This is a genomic window from Bacillus sp. 2B09, assembly GCF_003946835.1.
GTDB lineage: Bacteria > Bacillota > Bacilli > Bacillales > Bacillaceae > Bacillus > Bacillus altitudinis.
On sequence record NZ_RPSG01000002.1, the window covers coordinates 69,387 to 82,958 of the forward strand.

A 13,572-nucleotide genomic window follows, 5' to 3' on the forward strand; every position below is an offset into this window, starting at 1 on the left:
AAGATTAGACGAATCAGCATTACATTTTGTTGGCGAATTTCTGTCTTTTTTAAAATTTTTTTATATGAAGAAACAATCTAAGGCTTGAGGGATTCTTATTTTTATACTCAAACCGAAAATCCCTGTCATAATAAAAGAAGAAGGAAAGGGGATGTGTTGAATGAAAACGATTGAAAATGATCTGTTATTGGTTCAAATCAATGAGAGAGGTGCCGAGGTGAGAGAGGTGCTTCATAAAGAAAGTGGACGTCAATATATGTGGTCTGGTGACCATGCTTATTGGGGCAGGGTGTCGCCCGTCTTATTTCCGATTGTCGGACGGTTGAAGGATGATCAATACAAGATAGACGATCAAACGTATCAACTCTCGCAGCATGGATTTTTGCGTGATGTTGATTTTGAACTATTTGAAGAAGCAAAAGATCAGGTGGTTTTTCAATATCAATCAAATGGCCGTCACACGTCACAATATCCGTATGAATTTACAGCGCGCATCAGTTATGCACTGTCGGAAAATGGACTAACGATTTCCTGGGAAATTGTTCATGAAGGAGATGGCACGATGTATTTCTCGATTGGCGGGCATCCGGCATTTCATGTCCCGCTTGTTGAAGGCGAGCAGACAGCTGATTATTCACTCACATTGGCACCTTCCACCGAACATGATCCAGTCCAATATGAACTTCATGATTCACTTGTGAGAGAGAAGGAGAAAGGTGTTGAGTTTGAGCCGATTCAACTTCGCCCAGAACTTTTTCAGAACGATGCAATGATCTTTAGTCATATTGATCAAGTATCATTGATTTCTCAAGCAGGTCACGGCGTTGAGGTCGATCTCAGTGGTTTTCCGTTCGTTGGTATTTGGTCTCCATATGATCAAGAAAAGGGAACAATGGCTCCTTTTGTTTGTATTGAGCCTTGGTATGGGATCGCTGATATGGAAGGGACAAATGGGCAGTATAAGGAGAAATTCGGCATTCAAACCTTAGAGAAGCAAGAGACCTTTCACGCAGCTTACACCATTTTCTTTAAATGAACATTTGTGCATGGTGAAGTGAACAATTTGTTATGATAGAGGAAAAAAGGAGGCGTACGAATGGATCGGGACAAACAGCAATTAAGTATTGAAGCAGCAAGGCTCTATTACTTATCTGATTACAGTCAGCAGGAAATCGCCAAGCAGCTTGACCTGTCGAGGCCAACGGTGTCTCGTCTGCTTCAGTATGCGAAGGAAAAAGGGTACGTCCAGATTACAGTGATGGACCCATTTGAGGATTTAAATGAGCTGTCCTTATTGCTGAAAGAAAAATATGATCTGCTCGAGGCTCATGTGGTATTTTCACCAAAGGACGATTATCCAACGATTACGGATTACTTGAGCCGGTTTGGTGCAGATTATCTTCAAAATACGGTGAAAGACGGCGATATTGTTGGAGTGAGCTGGGGCACCACGATGTATCAAATTGCTCAAAAGATGCAACCTAAACAGGTAAAAGGGGTAGAAGTTGTTCAGCTGAAAGGTGGAATCAGCCATTCACATGTGAATACATATTCTGCAGAAACGATCCAGCTGTTTGCATCAGCTTTTCAAACGGCACCACGCTATTTGCCGCTGCCTGTTGTGTTCGATAGTGCCGCCGTTAAAGAGATGGTCGAACAGGACAGACATATCCAGCGCATTATTGAAATGGGCAAACAGGCAAATATCGCTGTGTTTACTGTTGGGACGGTAAGAGATGAGGCGCTTTTGTTTAGACTCGGTTATTTCCGTGAAGAAGAAAAGGCGCTGCTCAAGACATCCAGTGTCGGAGATATCTGTTCGCGTTTTTATGATCAAGAAGGACGCATTTGCAGTGAAGCGATTAACAATCGCACAATCGGTGTGGAGCTGGATGATTTGAGAACAAAAGAGCGCTCCATTCTTGTGGCTGGTGGACATCGAAAGGTTGCCTCTATCCATGGGGCGCTGAGAGGAAAATATGCGAACGTATTGGTGATCGATCAGCACACAGCAAGAGCTCTTTTAAATGTCACAAAATAGATGAACAAAATTTCATAACTATATTTACAATTGTTCAATAGTCATTTAAGATGAAAGTATCATATTTAAAAGGAAGTGTGAATCATGACAATAGCAAAGCTCATTGATCATACAGCACTAAAACCAGATACATCTAAAGGTGCGATCATGCAGTTACTAGAAGAAGCAAAGACATATCAATTTGCTTCCGTTTGTGTGAACCCAACTTGGGTATCTCTTGCGGCGAAAGAACTAGAAGGAACAGGCGTTGATGTATGTACAGTCATCGGTTTCCCGTTAGGTGCAAACACAACAGCAGTGAAAGCATTTGAAACAAAGGATGCCATTGAAAACGGTGCAACTGAAGTGGACATGGTCATCAATATTGCGGCATTGAAAGATGGCGAATATGATGCAGTTGAACAAGATATTCGTGCCGTTGTAGACGCAGCAAAAGGCAAAGCCTTAGTGAAAGTCATCATTGAAACTTGTCTACTCACGGATGAAGAGAAAGTACAAGCTTGTGAACTTTCTGTAAAAGCTGGCGCTGATTTCGTCAAAACATCGACTGGATTTAGTACAGGCGGTGCAACAGCTGAGGACATCGCATTAATGCGTAAAACAGTTGGACCTGACATCGGTGTCAAAGCATCAGGCGGCGTAAGAACAAAAGAAGACGTAGAAGCGATGACAGCTGCAGGCGCAACCCGTATTGGTGCCAGTGCAGGCGTTTCCATTATTAAAGGGGATCAATCAGCTCCTTCTAAAGACTATTAATTCATACGATCCTATGGTAGGATAACAATCATGACTCATTAGATGATGAAAAAGTCATATGCGGAAGGATCTCATTTCTGGGATTTTCTTCCGCAATTTGTTTGCGAAATAGGGTTTGTTCCATACAAGCACATTAATGTAAACGAATTCATTCAAGGAGGAAAAACATGAAATACGTCATTGGTATTATCGGTTTGCTGGTGATTCTCGCCATTGCATGGCTGGCAAGTAACGGGAAAAAGCGAGTGAAATTCCGTCCAGTCATTGTCATGATTGTACTGCAATTTATTTTAGGTTATATTCTGCTCAATACAGGTGTTGGGAACTTCCTAGTCGGGGGCTTTGCAAAAGGATTTCAAATGCTTCTAGGCTATGCTGGTGAAGGGATCAACTTCGTATTTGGTGGTTTAATGAATGATAATGCGTCAACTTTCTTTATCAATGTCTTGCTGCCGATCGTCTTCATTTCTGCCTTGATTGGTATCCTGCAGCATTGGCGTATCCTTCCGCTGATCGTACGCGGAATTGGGTATTTGCTTAGTAAAGTCAATGGAATGGGGAAACTAGAATCTTACAACGCCGTAGCGTCAGCGATTTTAGGTCAATCCGAAGTGTTCATTTCCATTAAGAAGCAGCTTGGATTATTACCTCAACAGCGTCTTTATACATTGTGTGCATCTGCGATGTCGACTGTATCAATGTCCATTGTCGGTGCGTATATGCAAATGATTAAACCGGAGTACGTTGTTACAGCACTTGTGCTGAACCTATTTGGTGGATTTATTATTGCGTCTATCATCAATCCATATGAAGTGTCTAAAGACGAAGACATGCTTGAAGTCGTAGAAGAAGAAAGACAATCTTTCTTCGAAATGCTCGGCGAATACATTATGGATGGTTTCAAAGTAGCCATTGTTGTGGCTGCGATGTTGATTGGATTCGTTGCATTAATTGCGATGATTAATGGTATTTTCACAGCTGCCATCGGTGTTTCTTTCCAAGATGTACTTGGATATGTGTTTGCACCATTTGCTTTCCTTGTTGGTGTACCTTGGAGTGAAGCGGTACAAGCAGGAAGTATTATGGCGACCAAAATGGTATCTAACGAATTTGTAGCGATGCTTGCTCTATCTGGCGACGGTCTTCATTTCACTGCTCGTACAGAAGCGATCATTTCTGTATTCCTTGTGTCATTTGCGAACTTCTCGTCTATCGGTATCATTGCTGGAGCAGTGAAAGGCTTAAATGAAAAACAAGGAAACGTTGTCGCACGCTTTGGATTAAAGCTGTTATTCGGTGCAACACTCGTCAGCTTCTTAACAGCAGGCGTTGTCGGTTTGATTTACTAAACTAAAAAAGGAATGGTGAAAACAATGAGAATGGTAGATATCATTGCGAAAAAACGTGACGGAAAAGAATTATCTTCAGAGGAAATTTCTTTCTTTGTCAAAGGTTATACGGACGGAACAATTCCTGACTACCAAGCAAGTGCCTTGGCGATGGCGATTTTCTTCCAAGATATGACGGATCAAGAACGTGCAGATTTAACACTCGCTATGGCAAACTCAGGGGACACAATTGACCTGTCTGCTATCGACGGCATTAAAGTAGACAAGCATTCAACAGGCGGTGTAGGCGATACAACAACGCTTGTACTCGCTCCTCTTGTTGCAGCACTTGATGTACCTGTTGCAAAAATGTCTGGGCGTGGTCTTGGACATACGGGTGGAACTGTCGACAAGCTAGAGGCAGTCAAAGGCTTCCACGTTGAAATTACAAAAGACGAGTTCATCGAGCTGGTGAACCGTCATAAAGTAGCGGTCATTGGACAATCAGGCAACCTGACACCTGCTGATAAAAAACTGTATGCCCTTCGTGATGTAACAGGAACTGTTAACTCCATCCCGCTCATTGCAAGCTCGATTATGAGTAAGAAAATCGCTGCTGGCGCAGATGCAATCGTATTAGACGTGAAAACAGGCGCAGGTGCTTTCATGAAAACACCTGAAGACTCTGAGAAGCTTGCAAAAGCAATGGTTCGTATCGGAAATAATGTTGGCAGACAAACGATGGCTGTCATCTCAGACATGTCTCAGCCGCTAGGATTAGCGATTGGAAATTCCCTTGAAGTGAAAGAGGCGATTGACACGCTTAAAGGCGAAGGCCCTGAAGACTTAAACGAGCTTGTGCTCACATTAGGAAGTCAAATGGTCGTTCTTGCGAAAAAAGCAGAGACACTTGATGAAGCAAGAGAAAAGCTAATTGAAGTCATGAAAAACGGCAAAGCACTTGAGAAATTCAAGGAATTTTTAGAAAACCAAGGTGGAGACGGCTCGATTGTAGATCAACCGGAAAAACTGCCACAAGCACCTTATCAAATCGAAGTGCCGGCAAAAGAATCAGGAGTGATCGCTGAAATCGTCGCAGACGAAATTGGTGTTGCAGCGATGATTCTTGGAGCAGGACGCGCAACAAAAGAAGACGATATCGACCTATCTGTTGGCATCATGCTTAACAAAAAAGTAGGCGATCGTGTAGAAAAAGGCGAATCTCTCGTGACGCTGCATGCAAATCGTGAGGATGTAGCGAATGTCATGGAGAAAATTTATGACAACATCCGCATTGATGACCATGCTGATGCTCCGACTTTGATTCATACAGTGATTACAGAATAAAGAGAAGAAGACAAAAGTGATGAATCGCTTTTGTCTTTTTTTATGTAAATTTTAGGTAGCGCTTCTTCTAGATATGATAAGTTAGATGAATGGGAGGGGATAAACCATGAGAATGCTCAAACTCATTCTCTTTATTTTTGTAGTCTTGATGATCATTGGATTTATCAGCTACTATGTGGGACCAACATCGACACCAAGTTCTTAAGGCGAGCAAAAGCTCGTCCCAGCGTGAAGACAAACCCTCGCATTCGGTGTAAGTCCTGCGCGCTGGTTCTCACGAATGTCAAATTCATTCCGCTCCATTGCTCGTCCTTCCTAGACTGCAAAGGTTTTCTTTCATGCTGAAAAGAAGACAAAGGGCTAAAATAAACTACATTTTAGCCCTTTGTCTACTGTCTGAGACGAGCAAAAGCTCGTCTTTTTTGATTGAAATAAAAAATTTCACTTTATGAAACAAACCTCTTGCAATCATGAAACAATGGGTGTATATTAGTTGACGAGTCAATGATTGATATATCAACTAATTGATCTGAATAGAAAAGAGGGGATGGCATTGACTGCATTTTGCTCTGAAGAAGCAGAGGTATTATATCGTTTGCAGTGCGTGAACCGTATGATGGGTGTGAAGTTCGAAGCATGCACGGGCATCAGCCAATCAAGACTGGAGTTGCTATCACTGTTATTCCAAGCCGACGAAATCAGCCAATCCGATTTGCAGAAAAAAGTAAATATTGATAGTGCGGCTGTGACGCGTCACTTAAAACAGTTAGAAACAAAAGGAATGGTCACGCGCAGAAGAAAGCCGGAAGATAATCGAGTCACGCTTGTTCGTCTGACAGATGAAGGCAGAACAAGAATCGAAGCTTCTAAAAAAGAAAAAGAACGATTTATCTCAGAAATGCTTGAAAACGTAAGTGATGAAGAACGAAAGCTTCTCACTGATGTGCTCATCCGTATACAACAAAACATAGAAAAGATTCAAACAACCTAAAGGAGTGTTACACATGGCTACAACATTAAAAACAAACGATTTTATGGATATTATGAAAGGGCGCCGCTCCATTCGTAACTATGATCCAGCAGTGAAAATTAGCAAAGAAGAAATGACGGAGATTTTAGAAGAGGCAACAACAGCACCATCATCAGTGAATGCACAGCCTTGGCGCTTCATGGTCATTGACAGCCCAGAAGGAAAAGAAAAGCTTGCACCACTCGCAAAATTCAACCAAACACAAGTAGCTACATCATCAGCTGTCATCGCTGTGTTTGCAGATATGAAAAACAATGAATACTTAGAAGAAATTTATTCAAAAGCAGTAGAACATGGCTACATGCCGCAGGAAGTAAAAGAAAGACAAATTGCTGCATTAACTGCACATTTTGAAGCTCTTCCAGAGCAAGTGAATCGTGAAACGATCTTAATTGACGGTGGACTTGTGTCAATGCAACTGATGCTTGCTGCTCGTGCGCATGGCTATGATACAAACCCAATTGGCGGATATGACAAAGAAGTCATCGCTGAAACATTCGGCTGGGATAAAGAGCGCTATGTACCAGTTATGCTTCTATCCATTGGGAAAGCAGCTGACGAAGGTTATGCTTCTTACCGTTTACCGATCGATCGCATCACAGAGTGGAAATAATTTTTAAAAAAAGGGAGACGATCATATGATTATTATTCATGCAGGGATGACCATTCATCCAGAGAAAGAAAACGTATTTCTAGAAGAAATCAACGGTTTAATGAAAGCTTCACAGGAAGAAGCAGGCAATGTGTCCTACAAGCTTTTCAAGGATACAGAGAAAGAAAACACCTTTTTAATGGTAGAAGTGTGGAAAGATGAAGCAGCGGTTCAAAGCCATAATGCAAGTGCACATTTCCAAGCTTTCGTCGCAAAGGCAAAAGAATTTTTAGCCGCTCCACTTGATGTTGTTGCATATCAAGGAGAGCAGCTTTCATAGAAAAACAACAAACACCCTAGGCATTTATAGCCTAGGGTTCTTTTATTTTCGACAATTCGTTCCACCTATTTCAATCTCGTATTGTGCATTTTCCACAAAGTTTCTGAAAATAAAATGTTTTTCGACTTAAGTATATTGGAATATGCTAGAATTAGATATTATTTATTACCAAATTAGGGAGGAACCAATATGAAAAAAGGGAAATGGACGAGCATCGCACTAACAGCTGTCCTCAGTTTAGGCACATTGACAGCTTTCAGCACCCCTCTATCTGCCCACACCTCAGAAAAGTCAACATCCTCAGATGGTGGTCATTATTCAGGTATTCCATTCGACGCAAGTGTTGTCAATGAAGACCGCCTCATCAAAGCCTTGAAAAAACAAGGAAAGATCAAAAAGAATGCCAATGAGGCAGAAACCCAAAAAGCATTAAAGAACTACCTAAAGAAAAAAGAAGAAGCAGCGATGAAACAAAGCGCAAGTACCTTAACAGAAGAACCTGAATTCCTAAAAGAATACAAACAAAATGTACATAATAAACTAGCCAAAAAGAAAAAGTTAAAGAAGCATAAAGGAAAAGAAGGCAATCAAGTAAAGCCGGTGAAAAAGGAAAAATATAAAGGCGACGTCCGTAATGATAAAGTTTTGGTCTTATTAGTAGATTTTAAAGATTATAAGCATAATAGTATTAAAAAAGAAGAGACTGATATGTACTATGACAAGTACGATCAGCAGCACTACCAAGATATGCTTTTCGGAAAAAATGGCTACATTGGTCCAGATGGTAAAAGAAAAGTATCTATGAAGCAGTATTATGAAAAGCAGTCCGGTGGAAGCTACACGATTAGTGGAACAGTAGCTGGATGGTATACAGCCAAGCATGAAGCAGCATATTATGGCGGGAACGTACCAGACGAATCAGGAAGTGACGGCAGACCGCGCGAATTGGTGAAAGAAGCCCTCGAAGCAGCGGCAAAGGATCCAAACATTGACCTTGGTGAATATGATCAATGGGACCGCTATGATATGGATGGGGACGGTGTTTATAATGAGCCGGACGGTATCATTGACCACCTCATGGTTGTACATGCTGGCGTAGGTGAAGAAGCTGGCGGCGGACAGCTTGGCTCTGACGCGATTTGGTCGCATCGCTGGTCACTTGGTGATGTATTTGAGATTCCAAACACTGAATCAGAAGTGGGTCAAGGCGGAAAGTTAGGCGCTCTAGATTATACGATTGAGCCTGAAGATGGCGCAGCAGGCGTGTTCACACATGAATTTGGACATGATCTTGGTCTGCCTGATGAATACGATACACAATACACAGGCAGAGGAGAGCCCGTTTCTTATTGGTCTATCATGTCAAGCGGAAGCTGGGCAGGTAAAGTACCTGGTACGGAACCAACAGGTTTTAGTCCATATGCAAAAGAAATGCTTCAAAACTTGCATGGCGGCAACTGGCTTTCTGGAAAAACCATTGATGGTAAGACATTAACAAAAAGCAAAACAGTTTTAATCGATGAAGCAGCAACAAAAGGAACCAACCATGATGCGGTTCGAGTCGATTTGCCAGATAAAGAGATTGTGGTCACTCAGCCTGCACAAGGGCAATATTCATACTTCAGCGGAACAGGTGACAATTTGAATGCTACCATGACGACATCAGGGATTGATTTGTCGAAGGGAAGCAAAGCCGAGCTTACGTTTAAAGCATGGTACGATATCGAAGAAGATTATGACTATGCGTATGTAGAAGTTCGTGAAGCTGGGACAGACAAATGGACAACCATTGCTGGTAATATTACGAATGATCGAAATGAGGCAGGAGCGAATGAAGGCAATGGCATCGATGGAAAATCAGATGGCTGGGTAGATGCATCCTTTGATCTTTCTGCTTATGCAGGGAAGAAGATCGATCTTCAATTCCGCTATACAACCGATGCAGGATATTCACTGCCAGGTTTATTTGTAGATGATCTAAAGATTACAGCAGATGGATCAAAAGTGTGGTCAGATGATGCCGAGGGAACGTCCACGTTCACTTTTAATGGATTCTCTCAATCTAATGGAAAACAATATGCCGCTCAGTATTATTTACTAGAATGGCGCTCTTATGCTGATGTCGATAAAGGCTTAAAGCATATCAAACGAGGAGCAAGTCTGATGAGCTATAATAACGGTTTGGTCGTGTGGTACGTCGATCAATCGTACAGTGATAACTGGGTTGGAAAACATCCAGGGAACGGCTTCCTTGGAGTCGTAGATGCAGATCAACAAGTGTTGAAATGGAGTGACGGCTCTATTGCAGCGACAGGTTTCCAAGTACATGATGCAGCATTCTCTTTGAATCCAAGCACGAAGCTGAATATTGATTATACAGCGACAACAGGCTTAACCTTAGAGGATCGCTATATCCGCCCAACGCGTACATTTAGTGATAAAAAGAACTATGTGAATCCAAATAACCCTGATGCAGGACGTGATGTGCCAACATACGGCCTATCCTTTAAAGTCGTCGGACAAAGTAAGGACCGTTCTGTTGGAAAGGTATTAATTTCTAAAAGCAACTAAACAAAAAGCCGGATTCTATCCATGAATCCGGCTTTTTGATACGTTAAGACATGGATTTTTAGCGTATGACTCGTCTTTGGTCGAATGTTTGTTCTTTTTTATTTTGATATCCGAATGAAACCATTATATAATAGAGATTGGAAGGTTTTTCTTTCATTCAATGTTCTTTTTAGTTGTTAAAAAACCAAGAAAGGATGAGCGTTACCAATGAGTTGTGTCACTGCCAAGCAATTAAAGGTGATTCGAGGGACGATGCAGACTTTTTGCAGCCATTTAGAGTATGATGGCCACGGTAAGCTTCATATTAATACCATCATGGCTTTTATTAAAAAGGAATTTGGTGTAAGAAAAATGAAAGACATTCCACAAAGTCGTTTTCATGAGGCGTTAGAGCTAATCCAAGACTTTGATTTATATACGGACAAAATACAAATACGAGACCGTCTATCAGAAAGGAATTCACTAAATTGAATATTTTAGCAATGATTTTAGTAGGAATTGTCGCTTTAGAGCACATTGTCATCATGTTACTAGAAATGTTTTTTATGGAATCAAAAATGGCGAAAAGATCGTTCAATCTGCCTGAACACTTACAAAAGGATCCAAATGTGAAAGTGATGTTTGCTAATCAAGGGCTATACAATGGCTTTCTAGCTGCTGGACTCATTTGGGGGCTCATTCTTGGTTCGAATACCGTAGGATATATGATTCAGCTATTTTTCGTTCTTTGTGTGTTCATCGCAGCAGTATTTGGCGGTGTGACGTCTAATAAATCGATTATCATCAAACAAGGGTTACCAGCTTTTCTTGCATTAATTGCACTTATCCTGGCTATATAATCCTATCAGCGTGATAGAAAACCTTTGCAGTTTAGGAAGGACGAGCATCGGAGCGAATTTGACATTGGTAAGCACTGAAGCACAGGACTGACACCGAATGCGAGGGTTTGTCTACACGGTAAAGCCGCCCCAGAGGGCGGCTTTTATCTTTTACGCATTCCCATCAAACGAATAATGGACGTAAGACAAAGGGCAACAGCGACAGCCAATATGATTTTTCCATACATGACGCCCGTAAGATTCATTAAAAAGACAGCCAATATGATACAGAGCGTGATGATAATCATCACAATCGAATAGGTTTTCATCTCTTTTTCCACTCCTTTTAAATTCCCTCTAGCGCAAGAGGTCTGTCAATTGTTTCTCATATTATATCATTTCATCACAATTTTACATGAAATTCCCTGTCAATAGAATGTGACAGAATGATTAGATTTGAAGTGAGGCTATATTTTTTAAAAAATCGGGTATAACATAAAGAGTTGTATCTAAGTCTGATTGCTTGATATTTAATTGTGCAAAATATAAAATAGCCACATGATAAATAGAAAGGATGATAAAGTTGAGCAAAAACGTCTTATTAGTATCAACAAGCAGCTCAGAAATGAACGGACACCCTACAGGCTTATGGCTAGAAGAATTGGCCGAGCCATTTCATATTTTTAAAGAAAATGGACTCAACGTGCATATTGTTTCAATAAAAGGTGGAACAGTACCGATCGATAAAAATTCAATTCCTGAAGGAGTTCCAGCACAATATCAAGATGTGTATGAATTACTTCAAGACACAAAGGCACTGACCGATGTAAACCCAGCTGAGTATGATGGCATTTTCTTTGCTGGAGGACATGGGCCAATGATCGACTTTGCGTCCAATCAACTGGTTGCCGATGCGATCTTAGCGATTTCAGACAAAAATGGAGCCGTTGGGGCAGTTTGCCATGGCGTTTCTGCCTTTGTTGATGTGAAGGATCGTGATGGAAAATCATTTATCGACGGCAAGAAAATAACAGGATTCACAAATGAAGAAGAGGATGCTGTTCAGCTGACATCTAAAGTTCCATTTTTATTGGAAACAAAACTTCTCGAGCAAGGGGCAGCATTTGAAAAAGGCGATGCATTTTCGCCATTCGCTGTTGTAGATGGACAAATCATTACTGGACAAAATCCAGGATCAAGTGCAGAAACAGCACGATTATTTGTCAAAACCATTGCATAAATCATCAAATAAACCAGTCGTGACTCATACGGCTGGTTTTTTGTTATAAAAATTTCCTAAAAAAGTCCAAAACAAGTATTAGAAAAATGGTAAAATAATCACAGGGTAAAAAACCCAAATTAGGGAAAAGGGGATGTTCCTGTGAGAGCATTTTATGTCAAAATCACCGCCGCCTTACTGTCTATTTTATTGGTCACAACAGGTTTATTTTCACCAGCAATCAAAGCAGAAGATGCACCAAAATCAAGTGAGAAAGTATCGCCACTGACTGAAAAAGCCATTCAGCAAGTGCAAGAGTCGTTTGAAAAGCAGGATAAAGGGACTGCGGTTCAACAGAAGGAAGTAAAAAAATCATTTAAAGTAGATAAGAAAAAGGGAATAAGTATTAAACGAAAAGCGGCTGCAGATGGAAAGATGCGCACGTCTGCCGTTCGCTCTATTGATGGACTAGCCATTAATCAATCGGCAGTTTTAAACGAGGAAGATCCAGTTGATTTATGGTTCTTAAGTACATCGTCCCCTCAGGCGCTCATCAGCAGGATTACCTCTCCAAATGCTGATTATTTCGTTCAGTTATTTGTTATTGATTATGAAGAAGGACAAGCTTATCCAACGGATCTGATTCAACCGGCAGGCAGTCTGCTTGCGTTAAGCAATTTACCAGCGGGTGATTATGCGTTTGGTATTACTAGCGGTGGAGACTTTGGAGACTCATATACATTACAGGTGAATGCAAAAAACCCACCAAATTTCACAGGTGCTGAATCCCTGTCATCAACATTGCAATACTTTGTTGCTTCGTATGCTAATGGGGATGTTTTCGCAAATGGTACAAAAGTGTATAACAAACAATCTAAGACCGCCGATTATAAATGGGAGCGTGTATTTTATTTCTCATATGATGGAAAATATCAACAGAGAACGCATTCCGTTGACAGTGTAAAAGTGAAAAGTATTTCGGCACCAGTATCGTACTCTGCTCCATATGCGAGTTCCTCTGAGGCCATTCTTGTCTACTTAGATGTGGAGACATTATTTATGTATCATGAATCATCGTTTGCTAGTGGGCAGTACTACCATAGCAGCTTTGTTGATACTCTCGGAAAGACAACGCCAAGGCGTTTAGACATTGATGACCTGACAAATTACGGCGATCATATTTTGGCTGTTGATTTAAAGACAGGAAAGCCAATTGATTTCTTCAGTGTCCTTAATTTCTACTATGCAGCAGGGATCGAGAAGCTGCCAACGATCAATACATTGAATTAAGATCGGCGGTTGACATCAAATCGCCACATGTGTAGAGTAAAGATAATTAAATGACAAAAGTCCACTAGGGGAGTCATGTATGACTGAGACAAGAGAAAATCTTGGACCCTTTGAACCTGATCTAGTTTGTACTAGCGGAGGGAAGTGGAGCAGGACCTTGTCTTATTCATGATTGAATCGATAAGAAGGCCGCTCCATTTGGGGTGGCTTTTTCATTTATTCAACTGAAAAAGAGGAGGC

Annotated in this window: 13 protein-coding genes, 1 pseudogene and 1 riboswitch; of the genes and pseudogenes, 13 read left to right on the top strand and 1 reads right to left on the bottom strand. The window is 41.1% G+C overall.

The window, feature by feature from the left end; genetic code table 11:
- Positions 1-160 precede the first annotated feature (160 nt).
- The 11 genes from EBQ12_RS05290 to EBQ12_RS05345 all read left to right on the top strand — a co-directional run bounded on the left by EBQ12_RS05290 (position 161) and on the right by EBQ12_RS05345 (position 10,844).
- Positions 161-1,036, top strand: coding sequence for an aldose 1-epimerase family protein (locus EBQ12_RS05290; protein ID WP_125589277.1), 876 nt, complete (start codon positions 161-163; stop codon positions 1,034-1,036).
- 60 nt (positions 1,037-1,096) lie between these two features.
- Positions 1,097-2,041 (top strand): sugar-binding transcriptional regulator, encoded by a 945-nt coding sequence (locus EBQ12_RS05295; protein WP_125589279.1) that lies wholly within the window; start codon positions 1,097-1,099, stop codon positions 2,039-2,041.
- Positions 2,042-2,125: 84 nt separating this feature from the next.
- Positions 2,126-2,797, top strand: coding sequence for a deoxyribose-phosphate aldolase (deoC, locus tag EBQ12_RS05300; protein ID WP_125589281.1), 672 nt, complete (start codon positions 2,126-2,128; stop codon positions 2,795-2,797).
- Between the two features lie 167 nt (positions 2,798-2,964).
- Positions 2,965-4,146 carry a NupC/NupG family nucleoside CNT transporter gene (locus tag EBQ12_RS05305; RefSeq protein ID WP_017358632.1) on the top strand — a complete coding sequence of 394 codons (1,182 nt, stop codon included), beginning with the start codon at positions 2,965-2,967 and terminating at the stop codon, positions 4,144-4,146.
- Positions 4,147-4,170: 24 nt separating this feature from the next.
- On the top strand, positions 4,171-5,472 hold the full coding sequence (locus EBQ12_RS05310; protein WP_035702607.1) for a pyrimidine-nucleoside phosphorylase: 1,302 nt from the start codon (positions 4,171-4,173) through the stop codon (positions 5,470-5,472).
- Between the two features lie 547 nt (positions 5,473-6,019).
- The gene (locus tag EBQ12_RS05320; protein ID WP_045033720.1) at positions 6,020-6,463 is read left to right on the top strand and encodes a MarR family winged helix-turn-helix transcriptional regulator; all 444 of its coding nucleotides are present in this window, start codon (positions 6,020-6,022) and stop codon (positions 6,461-6,463) included.
- Between the two features lie 13 nt (positions 6,464-6,476).
- Entirely contained in the window at positions 6,477-7,115 is a 639-nt protein-coding gene (locus EBQ12_RS05325) for a nitroreductase family protein (protein ID WP_025208240.1), read from the top strand.
- 25 nt (positions 7,116-7,140) lie between these two features.
- A complete protein-coding gene (locus EBQ12_RS05330) occupies positions 7,141-7,434 on the top strand; it encodes a putative quinol monooxygenase (RefSeq protein WP_008345714.1) in 294 nt (97 codons plus the stop codon).
- Between the two features lie 189 nt (positions 7,435-7,623).
- Positions 7,624-10,005 (top strand): immune inhibitor A domain-containing protein, encoded by a 2,382-nt coding sequence (locus EBQ12_RS05335; RefSeq protein WP_099496956.1) that lies wholly within the window; start codon positions 7,624-7,626, stop codon positions 10,003-10,005.
- A 207-nt stretch (positions 10,006-10,212) separates the two neighbouring features.
- The gene (locus EBQ12_RS05340) at positions 10,213-10,476 is read left to right on the top strand and encodes an ORF6C domain-containing protein (RefSeq protein WP_008345710.1); all 264 of its coding nucleotides are present in this window, start codon (positions 10,213-10,215) and stop codon (positions 10,474-10,476) included.
- Entirely contained in the window at positions 10,473-10,844 is a 372-nt protein-coding gene (locus EBQ12_RS05345) for a DUF1304 domain-containing protein (protein WP_007498006.1), read from the top strand. Before EBQ12_RS05340 ends, EBQ12_RS05345 begins: the two co-directional genes overlap by 4 nt.
- A gap of 143 nt (positions 10,845-10,987) precedes the next feature.
- Here EBQ12_RS05345 and EBQ12_RS05350 read toward each other — a convergent pair.
- Positions 10,988-11,182, bottom strand: a pseudogene (locus EBQ12_RS05350) (hypothetical protein); the annotation flags it as partial.
- A 224-nt stretch (positions 11,183-11,406) separates the two neighbouring features.
- Here EBQ12_RS05350 and EBQ12_RS05355 point away from each other — a divergent pair.
- Together EBQ12_RS05355 and EBQ12_RS05360 are read left to right on the top strand one after the other, a co-directional pair.
- Positions 11,407-12,063, top strand: coding sequence for a type 1 glutamine amidotransferase domain-containing protein (locus EBQ12_RS05355; RefSeq protein ID WP_125589283.1), 657 nt, complete (start codon positions 11,407-11,409; stop codon positions 12,061-12,063).
- Between the two features lie 141 nt (positions 12,064-12,204).
- Complete coding sequence (locus tag EBQ12_RS05360) at positions 12,205-13,332, top strand: hypothetical protein (protein WP_008345703.1); 1,128 nt, start codon at positions 12,205-12,207, stop codon at positions 13,330-13,332.
- A gap of 56 nt (positions 13,333-13,388) precedes the next feature.
- Positions 13,389-13,492: riboswitch (TPP riboswitch) on the top strand.
- Positions 13,493-13,572 lie beyond the last annotated feature (80 nt).